This is a genomic window from Fibrobacter sp. UWT2 (assembly GCF_900142545.1).
GTDB lineage: Bacteria > Fibrobacterota > Fibrobacteria > Fibrobacterales > Fibrobacteraceae > Fibrobacter.
Map to the genome: position 1 here is coordinate 1 of NZ_FRBF01000029.1, position 20,806 is coordinate 20,806.

Below are 20,806 nucleotides of genomic sequence, written 5' to 3' on the forward strand. Positions count from 1 at the left end.
GGCTATACTGTTGCTTCCTTTGCCGGGAAGGGGTGAATAAAAACGGCGAACCTCCTTATCCTGCGCTCGCGAAGTGACTTTTTAAGGGTCAACTAATTAAATAAAACGGGCCGCTATTAAGCGGTCCGTTTTTCATTCTTTTCAACTGAATTGCTGTGGGGCGTTCCCGCTACTTCAGCGGGTTCTTGTCGCTTTTGTACCACTTCATGAATTCGGCGATGCCGTCGTGCAGGCTCCAGTGGGGCTTGTAGCCGCACTCGGTTTCGAGTTTGGTGGTATCGGCGTTTGTCTGGTACACGTCGCCGGGCTGCATGGGCAAGAAGTTCTTCTTGGCGGGCTCGCCGTAAGCGTTTTCGATTTCGGCGATAAAGTCCATGAGCTTTACGGGGTGGCTGCAGCCGATGTTGTAAATCTTGTAGGGCACGTTGTTCGGGCACTTGGCGGCATCGGGCACATGGTCCAGCGTGTGAATGGTGCCTTCGGCGATGTCATCGATGTAGGTGAAATCGCGGATCATGTCGCCGTTGTTGAACACCTTGATGGGCTCGCCCTTGGAGATGGCGCGGGCAAAAAGCATAGGCGACATGTCGGGACGTCCCCACGGACCGTATACGGTGAAGAACCGTAGACCCGCGACGGGCAGGTTGTAAAGCTTGCTGTAGCTGTGGGCCATGAGCTCGTTGCTCTTTTTGCTGGCGGCGTACAAGCTCACCGGATTGTCAACCTTGTCGTCTTCGTTGTAGGGAACCTTACTATTGAGGCCGTACACGGAACTGGACGAGGCGAAAACGAGATACTTGACTTCGTTATGGCGGCAGGCTTCCAGAATGTTCAGGAATCCGACCAGGTTGCTTTGCAGGTAGGCGTATGGGTTCGTGATGGAGTAACGAACGCCAGCCTGAGCGGCGAGGTTCACAACCTTGTCGAACTTTTCTTCGGCAAAGAGCTTGTCCAGGGGTTCCTTGTCGTCGATGCCCATCTTTACGAAACGGCAGTTCTTGTACTTGGTACTTTGGACCATGGCGCCGTAGGCGAAGTTGTCGCCGGGCTGCTCAATGCCGCCTTCACGGAGACGGCCGTACTTGAGGCGTACATCGTAATAGTCGTTGATGTTGTCGAGGCCCACCACTTCATCGCCGCGTTCTGCGAGCATGAACATGAGCTTGGAGCCAATAAAACCTGCTGCACCTGTAACAAGAATTTTCATGTGGTGAAAGATAGATAAAATAGTCGGAAGTAGACGGTAGGCAGTAGGAAGTAGACCGTTGAAAGTGGTTCGTGCTCATGCTTGGAGACCGGAATGACAGAGGGGGATTTTTCTACCTTTCGTTGTGATGTCCACGGTCATTCTTTTCAACAAGCCTTTTGGCGTTTTGAGCCAGTTCACGCCGGAGTCAGGCCATGCGGCGCTCGATACGTTCGGATTCCCGCCGGGGGTGTATGCGGCGGGGCGCTTGGATCACGATAGTGAGGGGGCGCTCTTGCTGACGGACAACGGCAAGCTTATCAAGAAACTGCTGGACCCGAAGTTTGAACACCCGCGTACCTATTTGGCGCAGGTTGACGGCCAGATTACCGAAGAGGCGGTGCGCAAGCTTGCCAAAGGCGTTGACATCAAGGGTTATCATACTAAGCCCTGCAAGGCCGAAATTGCGGAAGAACCGGACTGGCTTTGGCCCCGCAATCCGCCGGTACGTTTCCGTGCGAATATTCCCACAAGCTGGGTGCGCCTCACGCTTATCGAGGGCAAAAATCGCCAGGTTCGTCATATGACGGCGGCGGTGGGGTTCCCGACGCTTCGCCTGATTCGCGTGCAAATCGGTAATATACCCTTGGGTGATTTAAAACCGGGCGAGTGGCGCATAGTTTCCGATAAAGTAATTTAGCGCCTCTCATTCCGGACGCTTATCCTGTCATTCCGGACTTGGTCCGGAATCAGCTTTAAGTTATAAGTGCTACATCTTTTTATATATTTATCAAGTATTTAAACAATCCACAAAAATGAAAATTGAAAATATGAAAAAGTTTTATAGTGCTGCATTTGTCTCTGCGGCTTTGATGGTTTCGGCGCTGTCGCTTAGTGCTTGCAATGAATCTGGTTCCAAGGGTGCAAAGTCTGCTGGCAAGAATGCCGAATTGAATTGCCCCGAACTCCCGCAAGACCCGGAAGCAACGGGCGAGTTCGACCCGATTGCCTCGAAGGATGCCCGCCCCTGTGGCGCGATTACGCTTTGGGGTTCTGCGATGCCGAAGTCCTTCAACATGTGGGAAGACTACAACAGTTTTTCCGCCGAACTCATGGGCATGATGTTTGAACCGCTCGTGAGCCTGCATAGCACCGAAGACCGCGAAGTGGGAATCCTCGCTGACAGTTGGAGCGTTAGCGAAGACGGCAAGACGTTCACCTTCCATGTGGATCCGCGTGCCAAGTGGAGCGACGGTAAATCGGTGACCGCCGAAGATGTGCAGTTCTACTACGACGTCATCATGGACGAGAAAAACCTCACGCCGATTTTCAAGGTGGGGCTCAGCCGCTTTGACCGCCCCGAGGTCGTGGATAGCTTAACGATCAAGATGACCGCGAAGGAATCTCACTGGGGTAACTTCTGGGAAGCCGCGGGCATGCTCGCCTTCCCGAAGCATGCGTGGGCCGGTAAGGACTTCAACCAGATCCGCTACGAATTCCCGGTGGTGTCTGGCCCGTATAAGATCAAGACTTTCCGCGAAGACCGCTACGTGGAACTTGCGCGCCGTGCCGATTGGTGGGGCTTCAAGAAGAACTGGAACCGCGGCAAGTACAACTTCGAAAAAATCCGCTACCGCTTCATGAACGACCAGACCAAAGCGCTCGAAGCTTTCAAGAAACAGGACATCAACGCCTACGCGATTTACACCAGCAGCATTTGGATGAAGCAGACTGACTTCGACGCTATTCAGAAGGGCTGGGCGGTCAAGCAGCGTATCTTCAACAAGGAACCGATTGGTTTCCAAGGCATGGCTATCAACTTGCGCAAGCCGCAGTTCCAAGATGTTCGCGTGCGCCGCGCCCTCAACATGCTCCTGAATCGCGAAGCCATGAATGAAAAGTACATGTACAACCAGTACTTCTTGCTCAACAGCTATTACCCTGACCTGTGGGAAGGCAACCAGAATCCGACGGCGCCGCTCTACAAGTTCAACCCGGATAGCGCCCGCGTCCTCTTTGCCGAAGCGGGCTACAAGGTGAATGCGCAGGGCGTGCTCGAAAAAGACGGCAAGCCGTTCGCCATCAACTTTATCACGAGCCAAGAAGACTTGCGTCACCTCACGCTGTTCCAGGAAGACCTGAAGAAAGTGGGTGTTGTGGCGACTATTGAACAGATGTCGCAGAGTACCTTACGCAAGCGCTTGGACGATGCCGACTTCGACCTTTACTGGGTGAACTGGGGTGCAGGCCGCTTGCGCGATCCGGAAGCTAGCTGGAATTCGACAACCGCATTGCAGAAGGGCACGAACAACTTGGCCGGCGTGCAGGACAAGGTGGTGGATAGCTTAATCAACTTGCAGAAGACAGAATTCGATTTGGCCAAGCGCAACGAAATCCTGAAGGCGCTTGACAACCGCCTGGCCGAAATCGTGCCTTACGTACTTATGTGGCAATGCGACCATCACCGCATTCTCTACTGGAACCGTTACGGTACGCCGGAGAAAGTATTTGATCGCTTCAACCGCGAAGACGCAATCCCTGTTTACTGGTGGCTAGACCCCACAAAGTCTGCCGCTCTCGACAAGGCCATGAAGGCTGGCGAATCGCTCCCGATTCCGGAATACGATATCAAATAGGTCGGCGCAATGCGCCTTTGAGGTGTGAGCACGGGACAAAGTCCCTTTGCTTCGAGTAAAAAAGAGCGTGCTGAAAATCAGCACGCCTTTCTTGTAAACATTTATGGTCTCATCTGAGAACTCTCTGCTCAATGCTCAGAGCGCTCAGCGCGACCTCAAAGCCTTGCTACGCAAGGCGACCTGATACCTCTTTAGAAGAAGAATTCAGCGCCAGCGTAGATTCCGGTAGCATCGCCGCCGATTCGGCCGCTACGTACGATCAGCTTACCCACAAGGTCAAGCTGGTTCGGAATCACGAATGCGTCGGCACCGAGCCAGAGGTTAACCTGCTTGTCGCCGCGGTCGCCCTGATTGCTGCCGTCGTAGGAACTGTTGGAGAGACGATACTTGACCTGAAGACCGAAGAACGGGGTAATTTCGGTGTTCGGGACAGTATAGCCGATTTCGCCGCCGATATGGAGGTCCAGGCCGCGTTCGAACTTGTCGTGTTCAAAGCCCCAGTCAAGGCCACCTTCGGTACCGAACTTGAGGCCCGGAGCTTCCTTCACCTTCATGCTGAATTGTGCACCCAAATAGATGGCGACTTCGTCGCTAGAAGGGGGCGTTGTTTCGCTGGGCAGAGCGTTGTAGTCCTTGTCGTCGTTACCAATCGGCAGACGGAGATCCAAGAACATGTTCACCATGGGGTCGAACTGATAGCGGATTCCCACAGTCATGTCGCGAAGGCCGTCGCCGCCTTCGACGCAGCCTTTACAGTCCCATTCGCCCCAGAATTGGTAGCCCCAGCCCTGCAAGGAAAGTTCGAGGTTCTGGACGACGCTGTAACGAATTCCCAGTTCCAAACCGGCTTGTGACCACTGGTGATCCCAATCGTAATAGAGGCCTCCCTTTACAGAACCCTTGCCGCCGTCGAGAACGGGGTAGAAGTCCCAAGTTGCGAAAGCGGCGCTAGAGACGAGGGCCGCTGCGAGTGCGATTTTTTTGAACATTCCAGACTCCTTGGATAAGTTTTGGCTTAAAATCTAGTAAAAGTCGTTAGGCCAGGGGTGTAAAAAAAAGATACCCCAGGAATCTGGGGTATCGGTTTGCAAAAGTTTGCAAAACCTATTAGAAGTTGATGGCGAGTTTGCCGTTAATGGCAGTGTAGTCGCCATCGAGGTCACCGTTAGAGAAAATGAGGTTTGCCTTCACGGTGAACATCGGGTTGATATCGTAGCCAGCACCAATCCAGAAGGTAATCTGGTTGTCGTCGCCGCCAACGTCGTGTCCGTCGTCCTTGTTTTCGGTGAGCTTCTTGTCGAATTCAAAGCCGAACCACGGGGTAAGACCGATAGAGGTGATGGTGTAGTCGATTTCTGCCTGGATGGTCATCTTGAGACCTTCTTCAAACTTTTCGTCTTCGAACTTCCAGTCAAAACCGAGTTCGGAACCGAACCACAGGTTGGGAACGAATTCCTGGGTGTATTGGATAGCGGCATACAGGCCAAACGGGTCGTAGTCGCCGACGACATCTTCGGAGTTCAGCGGAAGCTGAATGTCCAAGGCGCCAATCAAGATCGGCATGAACTGGTAACGTGCGCCCACGGTCAGGGCCTTGAATCCGTCGTTATCCGGGCAGGACTTGGTGTCATCGCAGTTGTCTTCTTCGTTCCAGATCTGGTAACCGATATTCTGGAGAGAAAGTTCGAAGTTCTGCATGATGTTGTATTGGCATTGATCTTGACCTGGTTCATGGACCAGTGATCGTGCCAGGCGTAGGTGTCGCCAATTTCGACCTGACCCTTGTTTGCGTCGCCAACCGGGAAGAAATTGTAGGTGGCAAACGAAGCGCTTGCAGCAACGGCTGCAACGAGTGCGATTTTCTTGAGCATTTTAGAGTCTCCTTGTAAATTGAATCTAAAACAAAATTTAACAAAAAAAGCCCCTGACGGGTGTCAGGAGCTTTTTTAAATGCTTTTTAAGGCAAATTAGAAGTTTACACCGACCTTGGCAGTGAGAATGGTGAGCATTTCTTCGCCATAGTAGTCGTCGCCGAAGCAGAACTGAGCCTGGGCGCCGGCATAGAACATCGGGTTGATATTGAAGGAAAGACCGAGGTACGGAGCAAAGCCCATGTCGCCAGTATGGCTTTCGCCTCCATTTTCGCCGTCATAGGTGTACTTACCGAGGAGCATGTTGATGTCGATACCGACGTACGGGGTAATCATTTCGCTAACAGCGAAGTCGGCTTCGAGACCGAGGTTCATGTCCCAAGGCGGCGTAGTCTTGTCGTCACCCTTGGTTTCGAGAGCGAGGCCGAGTTCGGAACCGAAGTCAACCATGCCGAACTTCTGAGAGTACTGCACACCAAAGTGGAAACCGACCGGGCCGTCTTCGCCGCAGAGGTCTTCATTGCAGGTGGGGAGGTCAACGTCCAAGAAGGCGTTCATGATCGGCATGAACTGGTAACGCAGCAAGAGCTGGAGGTCAGCAAGGCCGTCTTGCTTCATGTCTTCGCCATCGAAGCTGGTGAAGAGGACGAACGGAACGATCAAGCCTGCTTCAAAATTCTGAACGATAGTGTAACGAGCGCCTGCAGAGAGAGCGCCACGGCTCCAATCGTCCTGCATCATGTAGTCAAAATGGATTTCGGCCTGACCCTTATGGGCTTCCTGAACCGGGAAGTAGTCCCAGGTTGCGAAAGAAGCGGTTGCCGTAAGAGCAGCTGCAAGAGCGATTTTCTTAAACATGTGTAGTCTCCTTATAAAATGTTTGTAACCTAAATGTAGCATAAATATGTGCCAACGTCAATGTTTTTTATGTGAAGTGTGATATTTTTCACAACAAAGCGTGTAAAATATGTGCTTGTCAGACAATGAGTTACGAAAATCGCCTTTTTTTAGTGGAGTGTGATATGTGAGCGGTTTTTGTTCCATGTCACAGACACGGGGTTTTTGGAGGCAACCCCCTATCTTTTTTGAAAATTTTAAGGTATTTTTACATATAGAAGAAGATAGTTGAGGGTTTTATGAAAGCAAAAATCGGTTTGTTTTTGTTTACCATGCTGGTGATGACCGGCATGGGTTTTGCTGCACCCGGGGCTGCGGCTGAAACGCCGAAATCTTATTACAACCTGACTACCTATGTTGTCCCGTCGGAAACACCATGGGGGTATTATAGCGCGGGTAGTGGAAAAACGACCTTGGTACTGAGCCAGGGCTCTGCGCCGTGTACAAGTACGGACTGGTCTTTGACTTATAATGGCACTGAATATAAGAGTAATGGTAAGAATATCGGCCATTACTATACCACAGGCCCAACGTTCCCGGGAATGCCTGGCGGCGGCGTGACGATGTTTTCAAACGAAGGTGAATGTATAGCCTCTGTCGAAGATACTCCGGCAAATTTGGCCACCATGCTTGAACAAAAATGGATCAATGGTGGCACATCTATGAGAAAGGTGCCGCTCGAATTGTGGTCCGATATCGATCTTAAGGAATTTGCCGCCAATACGGGTGTAGGCAAATGCGCCGTAAACCACGTCCCGCTTCCTATGATGGATAGCACCTCTTTTAACGGAAACGGTTTTACCATCAGCCATCTCTGCTATGCGGCAACCGTTACTAGCGAAAGTCCTATGGAATCGCCGGTAGGTTTTTTCAAGATGGCAGAAAACGTGTCGCTAAAGAATGTCAAGTTGAATGATGTTCGTATTTATATTGATGGCGAAAGCGCTGACGGTAGCGATTATTACCCGGTGGGCGCTTTTGCGGGTGCTGTGAATTTGGTGTCTATCGATAGCGTGACTCTTGCGAATGATTCTATCCAGGCGCCTTTTGCGGGCGGCCTTGTGGGACTTGTCAGGAATTCTACGATTTCAAACATTACGGGTGACGACGATATCAACATTTCGAACATAGTATCTATTACTACAGGGCATGCCGGTTCCAAGGAAATTTTGCAGTCGGCTGGTCATAACGTGTTCTTGGGCGGTATTGCGGGCGTTGCAATCCGTACTCAAAGCGAAGAAGACGCCACTTTTGTCAACGATTCCGTTAAGGTCGATGTCCATGACTATGCAACTGGCCACAAGTCTACTTTGGGCGGTATTGCAGGACTTTACCAGACCATTGGTGGTACAGCAGAAAAATTGAATGTCTATACCAAGCGTAAAGAGGGAGGCGAGACTATTCCCACAAAAATTTCTGGTGGTGCCTCCATGGGTGGCTTGTTTGGTGTTTTGTATGTACCGCGTGATTACAATGTGCCGACCGCGGGCCATTTTGTTGCTACGGACAACAAGTTCGACGGTAAAATCTACGACGCTGCATCTCCGAACATGATTGCGGTGGGTGGCATTCTCGGGCTTGATTCTACGGAATCGGGAACATCGGTCCATGTAAAAAACAGCGTGTCTAGCATAGATGTCAAGGATTCCTTGAAGGTGCCTGGCTCTTACCAATACTATGCCGGTGGTATTGTGGGTTACGGAGCGACCTGTATCCAAGGTGGTGCGAATGGCGATGATTTCTTGAGTGTTTCAGGCGTAAAAACCGCGGGCTCGATTGCTCTTTCGGCGTCGGGAACTGAGGTTGCCGGACTCCATACCGATACCTACTTAGGCGGTGTCGTGGGTTCAGCATGCATTGCTCAGACAAAGGGTTTGGGACTTACGAACGATACGTCGCTTGTCCAGATTACTTCGAAGGTGAAAACTTCTGTTGACGGAGGTAAGCCTTTCAATGGAGCTTATGCTCGTGACAGCGTGTATGTGGGCGGCATAATCGGTTTTGCAAGTATGATGATTGCGAATGAGGCTGCAACCATGTCTCAATTGTATTACGACGGTTCGATTGTGGTCGAGGATAGCCTTAACAACGTGTTTGTGGGCGGTGTTCTCGGTGGCTTTACCAAGACCGAGGGCGCAAAATCCTTGGTGTTTGACGACGTTTACGCTCGCAGTGCCGATGTTCTAATCAAGTATACGGCAAAAGAAGCAGGATCCGTAACGACCTCGAATATTCAAATTGCAAATATTGGTGGTTTGTGCGGTGTATGTAATGAAATTAGCGGCATGAACCGAGTCTCTGTGCAGGGCAATATCAGTGTTGTCGGAAAGCATGCGGGCAACTACCTTTATGTGGGTGGCTTGGTTGGCTATACAGAAGCAAATGAAGTCAGGACCGTTGTTCGGAATACCTTCAGTGTGGGCGATATTTCGGTCACGGCCAATAATGCGTCCGTCGGTTACGAGAAAAAGGTTGGTTATCTGATTGGTAGGGCCCAATTGAACAAGGGCTATGAAATAAAGTCTAGTTACCATTTTGGTGAAGATGACGATGAAACCGTAACATTGCCGATGGGTGTCTTGAATACGGAACTGCTGACAAATGGTTGGCTTAACAGCGACTCCATATCTTATGTGGTGAGAAACGGTTCTGCAACGCAGTATTCGGACCCGCGAAAGAACGGTACCGAAACGACGAAGAACATGAAATCTTCTCAGTTTGCGGGCTTCTTGAATGCCGCTTATACCGATGCAGACGATTACGAATGGGCTTTTGTAAAGGATAATAACGGCAGCCTCCCGTTCTTGAAGTATGGAGCGTACAACGCTGTAGAACCTTCTCCAAGCGAAGTCAAACACCTCGTAAGCTTTGTCGATAAGAACGATAGCCTTATTGATCAACAGCTTGTTGCGCATGGTGGTGCCGCAACAGCACCAGCCAATGTGCCTGTAATCGAAGGTTATACCTTTACGAATACGTGGGATAAAGATTTTGACAATGTTTTAAGTGATTTGACGGTAAAGGCTGTTTATACCAAGAATTCGTATACGGTCCGATTCTTTGACTATGACAATACGCAATTTGGAACGGATCAGAAAGTGCCGTATCAAGAATCCGCAAACGCTCCGGATTCTCCGGAACGTGTGGGCTATGCCTTTGCTGGTTGGGATGATTCGACTTATCTCAGCGTGACTAAGAATCTTGATGTTCATGCGACCTATGTTCCGAAAAAGTACTGGATCGTGTTCAGGAATTATGACGGTTCTGATGTCACTCCTCCCGATTCTTTTGAATTTGGTGCTGTTGTGCCACAGCCGGTCGATTTGTCGCGAGCTCCTACTGCCGAATACACTTACGAGTTTAAGGGCTGGGATCCTGAGGTAGTCAAGGTGAACGGCGATGCAGTGTATACGGCGGTCTACGATTCGACCAAGCGGGTGTATGCAGTAACATTTTTTGATTATGACGAAACTCAGATTGATGATACAGTTTGGGTCGAATACGGTGCTGCGGCCGTTGCGCCTGCCGACCCGACTCGCGATGGTTATAAGTTCACTGGCTGGGACCGTAAATTCGATGTGATTACCAGGAGTGTCGAAGTAAAGGCCACCTACGAAAAACTTCCGGAATCTTCGAGTTCTGTCGAAGTTTCTAGCTCGAGCGAGCCCGAAAGCTCCAGCAGCGTGCAGGTGGTCTCCAGTTCTAGCATGATGGGCGATATCAAGATCGTGGCGCCGACTATTAAAATGTCCGGCAACAACGCTGTGCTCTTGACCTTCAGCACCGAAAACGTGGACGAATCTGCAAAGGCCTACGTGGTGGTGCGTGGCGAAAACGGCGTGCTTCTGGAAGACACTATTCCGGAGTCGATTGTTAACGGCGGACAGTGGGAATTTGCACCTGCGCCGATTGGCAAGTTCACGGTAACGTTGACGGTGGGCGACAAGGTACGCTCCGATGCGACGTACACGGGTTCTTTCGAAGTCGCCTCTGAAATCAAGACTACTCCGGGTAGCTGGCAGATGGTCTCGCTGGCTGCATTCGACCGAATGAAGGTCTCTGTTGACGATGCCGCGTTCTACTGGTGGGATGAAAAGAACCCGGTGGGTGACTACTGGCAGTACCGCGCTTATGATGGTGGTAGCGTCGATGCCACTCGCGGTTTCTGGTACGGTACGACTGACGGTAATCCTCTAGTGATTCGCGAATCGACCGGCTCTAGGGATAGCGAAATCGTGTGGGAACTCGATAGCCTGTACAGCGGTTGGAACCTGGTGGCTAACCCGTACGGCTGGAATGTGAACCTCACGAAGGGCCATGCCGATAACGGTGCCAAGGTTACCTTCTGGCGCTGGGATCCGGTGAAGGGCTATGCCCCGAATCCTCGGGTGATTGGTCCGTACGAAGCCGTGTGGGCAAAGGTGACCAAGTCTACCACCTGGCGCATGTCGGCTGCTCCGGATTTCGAAATCGAAACAAGAACTGCTGACGAGACAAAGAAGGCGATGCACAAGGATGCCGCAGGCGTCAAGGGTGCCTGGAGCCTGATGGTTTCTCTTGCCGACGATTACGGCAGACAGGATTCCTGGAACGTGATTGGTGCCGGCACCGAAGAAAGCCTCGATGAACCGCCTGCAGGCATGGGTAGCCGTGTGTCGCTCGCTATCCGTAATAGCGAAAAGGGCCGCAAGCTTGCCAAGAGCATCAAGGCTGTGGCAAACGAATACCGCTGGGTTCTCGATGTGAGTGCAAACACTGCCCGCGATGGCAAGCTCAAGTTCGAAGGCGTCAAGGACCTGAACGGTAAGGGACTCAAGCTGTTTGTGACCGCAGAGGGCGTGACGACGGAAGTTACGGACGAAAAGGCCATGAATGTGGCTCTCGCCAAGTCCGCCAAGCAGGTGGAAGTCCGCGTGGCCGCAAGCAATGCGGTGGTCGCCTCTCCCAAGATGAGTGGCTTTGGCTCTACCCTTGCGGGTGGCATGCTGCAGCTCGGCTTTACGGCTCCTGAAGCGTTGGCCGGTGCAAATGCAAGCTACGCCGTGGTCGGTGTCGATGGCAAGAAGGTCGCGTCGGGTAGCTTCAAGGCTACGGCCGGTACGAACCAGTTTAGCCTGAATGCTCCGAAGTCTGGCGTGTACTTTGTAAAGATCAAAGTCGGCAGCCAGCAGCTCTCGGGCAAGGTACTTGTGAAATAGCGCACAGAATTTTAAGCAAAAATGTGACACTTGTCAAAAGGCGGGATACCTTCCCGCCTTTTTTCGTGTGTAAATGATTCATTTACAACATATTATGTTATTATTTGCTTATAAAGTGGAAGGTGTATATGAAGAGAACCGCAAAAATATTTGTTGGATTGCTCCTGCTGTTTGCAGGTGGCGCTTTTGCTGATTTGACAAATCCGCTTACTTTTAGCTGTTATGCGCCTGCTGATGTCTATATCTGTGATATTGAACAGGTGACGACGCAAAAGGCAAATACTTACAAGACTTGGGGAAGTTTTTTAACGGCTTTCCAGGAAAGGATTGAAGGGGCTTTGGATATTTCTAAAAATCCGTCTGCAAAGACTACTTTTAGCGGATTTGAAATTCACTTTGCTTCCGATATCGACCTCGGTGGGTACAACAAAACAAACGGTGCTTGTAAGGATGCGAGTTTTGCTCCTATGAATTTTGGACCGCTTGCGTTCCAGCCGACGATTGATGGTGAAAATCATATCATCAAAAATTTCTGCTATATCGCCGAAGATAAAAATGCTTCGTTCTTTTCGAGTCTGAGCAATTCGACGGTCAAGAATGTCACATTCCTCAATGCCTATGTCAAGGCGAAAACGGTATCCGCAGGGAATAGTTGCGGTTCTCTCTGTGATGCGGCTGTTGTGACCAATACGGCGGAACAAGTTGCCTTTGAAAATGTGGCGGTAAAAGGTGCGTCCGTGTATGGTTGGCAAACCTCAACTTTGGCGGTAACTGCTAAAGCTGTGTCTACTGACTTGAACACGCCTGCGATTTCGCTTTCTCATGTTACCATTCAGGATGTGAATTTATCCATGACTCGGGATGTTATTGCCGAATATTCGGATGCAGAATATCGTTATGATTCGCAATCGGCGAGTGGCGGCGTTGTCGCTAATCTCAGAGGTCATTTTAAAATGGATGATAGCCTCAAAGTGCTGAATTTGAGTGCTCCTGATTCTATTTCAAAAGTCTTTAAGGATGTTACGAATAAAGAATATGTTGGGAATCGTTATGTTGGTGGTATTGCTGGGTATTTTGCCCCCTCGGCAGATGATGCTGATTTTGATTTAGACAGTATAGAGGTGTCTGCAGCATTGAGCGGCCTTTGGGTAGGCGGCTTGTTTGGAAAGATTTATATTAATACTCAACCTACTAGTGTTTATGATGTCATGATTGAGGGGTCGTCTAGTTTTAAGGTAAAGGACTCGAAGGTGACCTTGAATTCGCCCTTTTATTTAGGGGGCAATCTCGGGAAGAATAATGACAAGAATCGCTATTTCGGTGGTCTTGTAGGTGAATTGATTTGGTGGAAGGGTCCTGTTTTGTTATTGAATAACACAGTCGATGTTTCGGCGGATTGGCATGGGGATAAGGAATATTCGAATGCCGTCTATATGGGTGGACTTGTTGGACTTGTTACAGGTGGAAAAGAGGTTTCGGTTGTTGACGTTTCGGCTGAAAATGATACGGTGACGGCTGAAATGCGGACGTCTTCAAAAAGTGTTTATGCAGGCGGAATTTTGGGAAGAGTGGGTCTTGAAACTGATGATAATGGCATTAGCGGTAATGTTCGTATTTCTGCATCAAGAGTCAAGGCGAAAGAATCGAATTTAATTACGACTACTGCAAGTGAAATAATTACGGTCAATGCGAGCTATTTGGTGGGTAATGCGGTGAGTCGGGGAGGAGTTTTTGAAATTCAACGAAATCATTCCGAAGGAAATGTTAATATCAATAACGACATGTTGTCGGCATCGGGGGCCGTGGGCGCCGAAATAGGTTTAGGGTGGTCTAGTGGTGCTTATATATACAACAATACCTCTGTGGGTAATTTACTTGTAAAAAAAGTGATCGGGAATACAATGAGTTTAAGGATTACCCAGGGGTATGTTGCAGGGCGGCTTACGTGTGAGGATCCTGACTCAAAAATCAAATTAGGTAACAATATTCATTATGGCACAAGTGATATAGGCGTTTTTCGTGCGGTTGACACGTTGAAAATCGCTGGCCAGGCCCATAATGCTTCGACTTGGAATAAAACGTATTCGTCGTCGGTGGATGTGCGCTACAATTACCGAAATGCATTGAAAGGCGATTCGGCGTTGGCCGCCGATGGCTCGCTGAAAAAGAATGGCTCTGGTGAAATTATTGTGAACAAGAATACGGGTGATTCTTGGTATAACGGTGTTATTGATGCCGATGCCATGAAGACGCGCCTATTTACCTATGTGATGAACGCAACACAACCGACTGGTGCGTATGCGACTTCTTGGGAAAACGATGATGATGGCGATTTGAAAATTTCAAAAACCCGTACGGCGTACCAGTTAAAGATCAAACTTGATCAAGTGTATGATAAGTTGACAGACGCGGACAAGGAATCGTTAGAGGGTTACCTTGATGACCAAGGTGAGTGCCTTTATGCCTATACCGAAAAAGATGGTCATTTAAGTCAAGACTTTGTAGATAAAATGAAATCGCTTAGTGTTGGCTATGGCTTGGTGCAGGGAAGTAGTGTGTTTGATCTTAAAACCACAATGACCGAAGATAATGTTGCCACAGCGGTGTTGAATAAAACCATTAAGGTTGTCTATGAAAAACAAACGCAATCTGGTATGAAGATTTCTTATAGTCCTTTGGAAAAAGAATACGATTATTTCGTTTACGTTTGGCCTAAGGTAGAGGAAGTTTCCCTTTTCAATACGACGGGTGTTGTGCCTTTGGTGGACAATGGTGGAACTGTTAGATTGTATTTATCTGCGGTCTATGTGTGCGATGACGAAGAAAATTGCCAAAATCCGTATCCGCAAACACCACATGTCTTCTCAAATTCGACAATGGATTTTGAAAGCGTTGTTGAACCTGTGAGAGGCTACTTGGCAAATAGTTCCTCCAAAACATTGCACTTAGTGTATGCGTCTTTTAATCAGGATTCGAATTTGAATTTTCCGACAATTATGTTTGAAAATGAAAGTAAAGATTACCCTGTAACGGTTTCTGGAATTGTAAAAGGAGTGTATGCTGAAGGAGAGGCTACCCTTAGGCGCAAATCTGAAATTCAGCCGAAAAAATCTTCAGACCAAAATGTGATGTATTCTAGCTATGAAATAAATACCATTCCTGGTTACAGATTAAAAAGTTGGGATGTTGAGCTTACTTTGAATGGTGCGACTGTGCCCGTGTTGTCTGTCACATTGGATTCAAATGAATTGCTTGATTTGAATGATGTCTTGATGGCTGCGGCTGAAGCAAGACGGTCATCTCAATTGCAATCTACGTTTCCTGTAATGGCGTATCGTGCTAAAGTGACTCCTGTGATTGAAGCAATCCAATATGAGGTAACGTTTGATGTGAATCCGGGCGAACATTCCGTGTTCATTACCAAAGATTGGCCGGACACGAATGTGTTTTCTCGCGAAAGTGGAAAGTCTACACTTCCGTATTTGTACAGTACGGATGCCTGCTTTGAAGGCTGGAATGATACAAAGGAAATCAATGAAGGCTGTTCCTATGCGGTTGACGAACGCTTGCTTGGTGAGGTAAATACAACCGGTGACAAGATGAATCTTGTGGCTCATTGGAAGACTTGCAGTAATCCGCCTGTGTTGACGAAGATGAACCTGGTTGTGCAGAACAACGAGGGTGTCAAGGGAGAATATGGCACGATTTCTTTGAGGCAAGAATATAAGGGATTCGCTTCTGAAAATGCTACAAAGATTTCGCATGAATTCAAAAATTCCGAAATGCAAATTCCTGTAGCAGATGGTAAGTCCATGACGTTCCATGTGTCGTCTGCTCCTAAAGAAGGCTATGCGCTTGCCAGAATAAATCTTGAAATAAAGGTGAACGAGGGTACGGATGAAGAAAAAACGACTGTCCGGTTCCTGCACGATGATACGGTCTTTACGATTACGCCGAAAAGCGGTATGAGCTACACGCTTTATGCTGTGTTCGGTGGATACATATTTGTTTCCTTGAATCAAGACCGCAAAGACGTGTTTCACGGGGTGAATTCCAGCACGGATGATCCTGTTCAAGTTGTAAAAGGGGGCACGACGATTTTACCTGCCTGGATATATACGGTAGATGAATGCGTACTCGGCTGGTACAAAAAGGCAGGAAATGGCTCCTATGTCCGTGATGTGGTGGATAACGAAATCCTGTTGAATGTTTTGGACGGTGACAAGGATTTGTATGCCGTATGGGGCGATGCTGCCGCTTGTGTGGCCGAGGCGGGCTACAGCCGATTGACTTTGGAATCTAAAAATGGCGACGTACAGTTTATCGAAGCTGATGGCAAGGGCTCGATGTTAATGCATTCGTTTGGAAGTGACAATACGATGCTTTTGCCGGATATGAAGCAAAACCCTGGGTGGAAAGTTCATGGCGCTCCTAGAAAGGGCTATGCACTGGATTCGTTAGTGTTTGACGTGGGTGCGGAACATTTCAGCCTTCGTGAAGGAGATTCTTTGCCGGGAAATATGAATGGCGAACTCGTTGCGAAAGCATATTTCTCTAAACCCAAGAATCCCGCAGTTCCTGATAGTTTTGAATATGACTCGCTCCAGTTTGTGCGTCGTGAATTTCAACAGTCGGGGAACGCGGTGCGCTTGATTCTTGAAACGAATGATTTCAACGTAAAGCAAGCGGCTGAATTGCAGGTGTTTTTGATGGATTCGCTAGACGTTGTTCTGGATAGCACTCCTGCCGTAGAAATCGGCGAAACGCCTTACAAGTATCCCTGGACGAAGTATCCGCTCGTGCCGGGAACGTATAAACTTAAGGCAACACTTGACGATGGTCGAGAGGAAACCTCGTTTGACACCTCCTTTACGGTAGGTGCCGAGATTGCGGTGGCTCCGAATACTTGGCAGATGGTCTCGCTTTCGGATGTGGACGAAAGTGCGATTGTGTGGGACGACGATCAGGCGTTCTATTACTGGGACGAATCTGCCGAATATGGCGTTATCTGGAAGTACCAAAAGTACGATGGCGGCGTGGTGAACCCGCAACAGGGCGTGTGGTACAATTCCTCGGAAGGTCGCCCGCTAGTGTTGCGCAAGGATGCGGCGACGGGTAGCAACGTGGCCCAGGGAACCCACGAAGTTGTGTGGAAACTGGAACGTGGCTGGAATATGGTGGCAAACCCCTATGGTTGGAATGTTTCGCTGGACCGGGATTTTGATGAAATGTACAAATGGTCTGCTGAAACCGGATTTGGTAAGGTTTCTGGGCTTGCTCCGTACGAAGCGGTATGGCTGCGTTCTGATACCACGGGAACGGTTCGCTTTGAGGCGGTGCCGTTTGATGTGGCTGTGAATGCCAAAGGCTTGCAGAAGACAGCCTTGGCGAAGGCGACTCGCGAAAACTGGACTCTGCAGGCTGTGCTTGAAGATACCAAGGGACATCGCGATTCCTGGAATGTCCTTGGCGTGGGTGAGGCCAAGGAATGGGAAGAACCGCCTGCAGGCATGGGCGACTACGTGAACCTGTCGGTGGTGGAGGGTAAAAAAGCCCTGTTGAAGTCTATCAAGAGCGCCGACGAAGACCGCTATGAATGGAATTTGGCCTTGAGTGCGACGACTGACCGCGTGGGTTACCTCAAGTTCGAGGGTGTTGATGCCCTGAACGAGATGGGGCTGAGGGTCTATGTGACGATTGACGACAAGATCGCTGAAATGGTCGCCGGGGACAGTCTGAGAGTCCTGCTTAAGGCTGAGGGCTCTACGGCGACCGTCCAAGTGACCTCGTCCGAAGTCAGGACCGTCGCCTCGAACCTTGAAAATCTGCGTTTTGCCCGCCTTCCGGGCGCCCTCCAGGTCGGGTTCGACGTTTCTAGCGACCTGGCCGGCGCCGGCTACCAGGTGCAGCTGGTGGACCTTAAGGGCCAGGTGGCCGCCTCGTACCGTGGAAAGGCCTCCGAAGGCCATAACACGCTCGCACTTACAGCCCCGAAACCGGGCCTGTACCTGCTCCGCGTGTCCCTCGGCCGCCACCACGCCATCCGTAAGGTCGCGGTACATTAGTAATCTTGCCATTAGTGCGGCTTTTTTCTAAATTTGGCCGCACTATGACAAAGGCTAAATTCATCAAGTTCATCATCGCGTCGGTGCTTGCCATCGTCGCCCTCTTCTTGCCCTACGAATCCCTCGGATTCGATGCCGCAAGCCCCATGGGAATCCTCAACCCCCTCGAAATTCGTGTGATTGGCGTTTTCGTGATGGCCGCTCTGTTCTGGATTCTTCAACCGTTCCCGATCTGGTCGACCTCGGTGCTCGTCATCGTGCTCATGATCGTGACGATGTCTGATTCGTCCTTGACGCCCTTCCGCGTGGACGGCGTGACGATGATTAGCCACAAGTCCATTATGGCAACGTTTGCCAACCCCATCATCATGCTCTTCTTGGGCGGCTTCTTCCTCGCTGCAGCAGCCACCAAGTACAAGATGGACTTGAACCTCGCTCGCGTGCTCCTGAAGCCCTTCGGCAAGAACCCGAAGTTCGTGCTTCTCGGCCTCATGCTCATTACTGCCGTGTTCTCCATGTTCATGAGCAACACCGCTACCGCTGCCATGATGCTTGCCATCCTCGCTCCGGTGCTCAAGCTCTTTGACGAAAGCGACCGCGGTAAAGCCGCCTTTGCCCTTGCTATTCCGCTGGGCGCCAATATCGGTGGTATGGGTACCCCGATCGGTACGCCTCCTAATGCTATCGCCCTTGGTGCCTTGAACGACGCTATCGCCCGTGGCGACCTCGTTGCCAACCAGGTGACCTTCGGCCAGTGGATGGCTTTCGGTATTCCGTATGTGATTATTTTGATGGTGATCGCTTGGGTCCTGCTCCTCAAGATCTACCCGATCAAGATGAAGGAAATGGTCCTGAACATTGAAGGTGCCGGCAAGTTTGACACCAGCCCCAAGGCCATTATCGTGTACATTACCTTTGTCCTGTGCGTTATTTTGTGGGTGACCGGTAAGGGTGTCCACGGCATTAACGATAACGCAATTGCTATGATCCCGATGGCTGTGTTTGCCTTGACCGGCGTGATCACTAAGAAAGACCTGAACGCAATGAGCTGGGACGTGCTCTGGCTCGTGGCTGGCGGTTTCGCTCTGGGTGTTGGCCTCAACGCTACTGGCCTTGCCGCTCACTTGATCAAGACGATTCCGTTTGCAAGCTGGTCTCCGATCGCCCTCATGGTGGGTTGCGGTATCATCTGCTTGTTCATGGCTAACTTCATGAGCCACACTTCTACCGCTACCTTGCTGGTGCCGATTCTTTGCGCCGTGGGTATCGCTTGCCAGGGCAACCTGACTGGCCTCGGTGGCGTGACCGCTCTCCTCGTGTCCGTTGCTTTCGCAAGCTCTCTCGGCATGAGCCTCCCGATTTCTACTCCTCCCAATGCACTTGCCCACGCGACGGGTTATACCGATACGCGCGGCATGGCCATTACCGGTGTCGTCATGGGCCTCGGTGGCTTGGTGCTTTCCTGGGTGATGATGATTGTCCTTGCGAAGGTTCACTTCTTCGGATAATCAAAGGACATACTCCTTAAAAAAACGAAAGCCGTCCCTTTGGGGGGACGGCTTTTGCTTTATGTAGTGCAGATATTTTCGGTGCAGGGTACGAAAAAAGCTCCGCTTTTGCGGAGCTTCTTCGAGTGGTCGATACAGAACTCGAATCTGTGACCTCTACCATGTCAAGGTAGCGCTCTAACCAACTGAGCTAATCGACCGAGGTGAGACCAAATATAGAAAAGGGTTTTTCTTTTGTCAAGGTATTTTCCGCATTATCTTTCGTCTGCGGGGACCCAATAGCGCAGTCTTCCCTTGAAATGGAGGGGCGGAAGGCTGTCGCTGCAAGATCCGGAGCGGCAATCCTTGAAATACAGGTCAAGGTCTGCGGTCCACAGGGAGTCCCCGATGATTTCGTCGAATTTGACGGTGCTTTTTTCGGTGATTAGAGGGGCTTCTGGGGAGAATTGTTCACGCATCCAGGTGACGTACTGGTAACGCCCGTTTAGGCTCGCCCTGCCCACGGGAGTGAGCTCTGTGCCTGTTTTGGGGTTGTTGACCATGAGCGAAATCTGGTCGCCGCGCTTGCTTTCGTCTATTCGCGTGCAAAGGTAAAAGTAGTGGTGGCTGTTGTTCACGTAAAATGGAGGCTCTACATCGTTTTTGGCGAGTTCAATGGTGTAGGGACCGTCATCGTTGAACGTGTACTTGATGTAGCCGCCGCCTTTGACTTCCCAACTGCTGTTGATGTCGCCGCAGGCTCCAAGTATTAGAGCGACTGCGCCCAGGGCGATTTTTTTGTAGAAAGTCAAATTCATACCCCTAAACTAGAAATTATCTTTGTGCTAGGCAGACTATGAACGAAAATAAAATCCATAGGCTCGATGTGGAAACTCCTTTGGGAGTGGTTCACTTGGCGGGCTTTGACCAAAAGCCGGATCACCGCTCGGTCATTTTCGGGATTTTGTCGGAGTTCTTTGGCGAATCTGTAACTGCGGCGGACTTGGTTGAATCCAAGGAAAATACCCGCCCCGAATTTCCGAAGCTAGACTTTGACGTGAACTGGACCCATTCCTGCGGTTATTGCGTGTGCGCCTTTGGTGAACGCGGTACGCGGGGGAGACTGCGTATCGGGGTAGATTTGGAACGGTATTCGCCGAAGCGCTTGCACCTTGCAGAAAGGTTCTTTAGCAAAGAGGAGTCGGCGCAGCTGGCAACACTCGATGTCAATCAGGCTCAAAAAGAATTCTTTAAGCTGTGGTGCCGCAAGGAAGCCTTTTACAAGTGCGTGGGCGGTGAATTCTTCGAAGGAACGCTCCGCCGCGATATGCAAAAAAATCCGGTGCTTGTAGATGCACCGGATTTAGTTGAACCTGTTGCGGTTCATTTTGTGGATTTGGATGCTGCGGTTGTCGGGATGCCGACTTCTGCAGCCTTATGCGTTGCAGTCTCTCGTCTGTAGCCGC

12 protein-coding genes and 1 tRNA gene are annotated in these 20,806 nt (G+C 50.2%); 6 read left to right on the forward strand and 7 right to left on the reverse strand.

Going from position 1 to position 20,806, the window contains the following annotated elements:
• Nucleotides 1–169: 169 nt before the first annotated feature.
• Complete coding sequence (locus tag BUA40_RS13335) at nt 170–1,207, reverse strand: NAD-dependent epimerase/dehydratase family protein (RefSeq protein ID WP_072801348.1); 1,038 nt, start codon at nt 1,205–1,207, stop codon at nt 170–172.
• A gap of 127 nt (nt 1,208–1,334) precedes the next feature.
• Here BUA40_RS13335 and BUA40_RS13340 point away from each other — a divergent pair, with 127 nt between their 5' ends.
• Complete coding sequence (locus BUA40_RS13340; protein WP_072801349.1) at nt 1,335–1,886, forward strand: pseudouridine synthase; 552 nt, start codon at nt 1,335–1,337, stop codon at nt 1,884–1,886.
• 130 nt (nt 1,887–2,016) lie between these two features.
• Nucleotides 2,017–3,822, forward strand: coding sequence for an extracellular solute-binding protein (locus tag BUA40_RS13345; protein WP_072801360.1), 1,806 nt, complete (start codon nt 2,017–2,019; stop codon nt 3,820–3,822).
• A gap of 191 nt (nt 3,823–4,013) precedes the next feature.
• Here the strand turns inward: BUA40_RS13345 and BUA40_RS13350 are convergent, their stop codons facing one another.
• The 4 genes from BUA40_RS13350 to BUA40_RS13360 all read right to left on the reverse strand — a co-directional run bounded on the left by BUA40_RS13350 (nt 4,014) and on the right by BUA40_RS13360 (nt 6,551).
• Nucleotides 4,014–4,811 carry a hypothetical protein gene (locus tag BUA40_RS13350; RefSeq protein WP_072801350.1) on the reverse strand — a complete coding sequence of 266 codons (798 nt, stop codon included), beginning with the start codon at nt 4,809–4,811 and terminating at the stop codon, nt 4,014–4,016.
• A gap of 118 nt (nt 4,812–4,929) precedes the next feature.
• Complete coding sequence (locus BUA40_RS13355; RefSeq protein ID WP_072801351.1) at nt 4,930–5,520, reverse strand: hypothetical protein; 591 nt, start codon at nt 5,518–5,520, stop codon at nt 4,930–4,932.
• Nucleotides 5,409–5,693: a hypothetical protein gene (locus tag BUA40_RS14620; protein WP_178299660.1), complete on the reverse strand. Its 285-nt coding sequence runs from the start codon at nt 5,691–5,693 to the stop codon at nt 5,409–5,411. The genes BUA40_RS13355 and BUA40_RS14620 overlap by 112 nt, the downstream gene beginning before the upstream one ends.
• 96 nt (nt 5,694–5,789) lie before the next feature.
• The gene (locus tag BUA40_RS13360) at nt 5,790–6,551 is read right to left on the reverse strand and encodes a hypothetical protein (protein WP_072801352.1); all 762 of its coding nucleotides are present in this window, start codon (nt 6,549–6,551) and stop codon (nt 5,790–5,792) included.
• Nucleotides 6,552–6,829: 278 nt separating this feature from the next.
• Between BUA40_RS13360 and BUA40_RS14280 the strand changes: the two genes are divergently transcribed.
• The 3 genes from BUA40_RS14280 (at nt 6,830) to BUA40_RS13385 (ending at nt 19,361) form a co-directional block, all read left to right on the forward strand.
• Nucleotides 6,830–11,788, forward strand: a complete 4,959-nt coding sequence (locus tag BUA40_RS14280) for an InlB B-repeat-containing protein (protein WP_083585423.1) — start codon at nt 6,830–6,832, stop codon at nt 11,786–11,788.
• Nucleotides 11,789–11,916: 128 nt separating this feature from the next.
• On the forward strand, nt 11,917–17,853 hold the full coding sequence (locus tag BUA40_RS13380; protein ID WP_072801353.1) for a hypothetical protein: 5,937 nt from the start codon (nt 11,917–11,919) through the stop codon (nt 17,851–17,853).
• A 44-nt stretch (nt 17,854–17,897) separates the two neighbouring features.
• Nucleotides 17,898–19,361, forward strand: coding sequence for an SLC13 family permease (locus BUA40_RS13385; RefSeq protein ID WP_072801354.1), 1,464 nt, complete (start codon nt 17,898–17,900; stop codon nt 19,359–19,361).
• 126 nt (nt 19,362–19,487) lie between these two features.
• On the opposite strand, the gene BUA40_RS13390 is transcribed toward BUA40_RS13385, so the two are convergent.
• Both BUA40_RS13390 and BUA40_RS13395 read right to left on the reverse strand, forming a co-directional pair.
• Nucleotides 19,488–19,561 (reverse strand) — tRNA-Val (locus BUA40_RS13390).
• Nucleotides 19,562–19,615: 54 nt separating this feature from the next.
• A complete protein-coding gene (locus tag BUA40_RS13395) occupies nt 19,616–20,158 on the reverse strand; it encodes a hypothetical protein (RefSeq protein ID WP_072801355.1) in 543 nt (180 codons plus the stop codon).
• Between the two features lie 38 nt (nt 20,159–20,196).
• Here BUA40_RS13395 and BUA40_RS13400 point away from each other — a divergent pair, with 38 nt between their 5' ends.
• Nucleotides 20,197–20,802, forward strand: coding sequence for a 4'-phosphopantetheinyl transferase family protein (locus tag BUA40_RS13400; RefSeq protein ID WP_072801356.1), 606 nt, complete (start codon nt 20,197–20,199; stop codon nt 20,800–20,802).
• The last annotated feature ends 4 nt before the right edge of the window (nt 20,803–20,806 follow it).

What these genes read in the sequence shown, in the direction of transcription:
- BUA40_RS13335 (WP_072801348.1), bottom strand. Translation starts at nt 1,207, where the DNA reads ATGAAAATTCTTGTTACAGGTGCAGCAGGTTTTATTGGCTCCAAGCTC.
- BUA40_RS13340 (WP_072801349.1), top strand. Translation starts at nt 1,335, where the DNA reads ATGTCCACGGTCATTCTTTTCAACAAGCCTTTTGGCGTTTTGAGCCAG.
- BUA40_RS13345 (WP_072801360.1), top strand. Translation starts at nt 2,017, where the DNA reads ATGAAAAAGTTTTATAGTGCTGCATTTGTCTCTGCGGCTTTGATGGTT.
- BUA40_RS13350 (WP_072801350.1), bottom strand. Translation starts at nt 4,811, where the DNA reads ATGTTCAAAAAAATCGCACTCGCAGCGGCCCTCGTCTCTAGCGCCGCT.
- BUA40_RS13355 (WP_072801351.1), bottom strand. Translation starts at nt 5,520, where the DNA reads ATGCAGAACTTCGAACTTTCTCTCCAGAATATCGGTTACCAGATCTGG.
- BUA40_RS14620 (WP_178299660.1), bottom strand. Translation starts at nt 5,693, where the DNA reads ATGCTCAAGAAAATCGCACTCGTTGCAGCCGTTGCTGCAAGCGCTTCG.
- BUA40_RS13360 (WP_072801352.1), bottom strand. Translation starts at nt 6,551, where the DNA reads ATGTTTAAGAAAATCGCTCTTGCAGCTGCTCTTACGGCAACCGCTTCT.
- BUA40_RS14280 (WP_083585423.1), top strand. Translation starts at nt 6,830, where the DNA reads ATGAAAGCAAAAATCGGTTTGTTTTTGTTTACCATGCTGGTGATGACC.
- BUA40_RS13380 (WP_072801353.1), top strand. Translation starts at nt 11,917, where the DNA reads ATGAAGAGAACCGCAAAAATATTTGTTGGATTGCTCCTGCTGTTTGCA.
- BUA40_RS13385 (WP_072801354.1), top strand. Translation starts at nt 17,898, where the DNA reads ATGACAAAGGCTAAATTCATCAAGTTCATCATCGCGTCGGTGCTTGCC.
- BUA40_RS13395 (WP_072801355.1), bottom strand. Translation starts at nt 20,158, where the DNA reads ATGAATTTGACTTTCTACAAAAAAATCGCCCTGGGCGCAGTCGCTCTA.
- BUA40_RS13400 (WP_072801356.1), top strand. Translation starts at nt 20,197, where the DNA reads ATGAACGAAAATAAAATCCATAGGCTCGATGTGGAAACTCCTTTGGGA.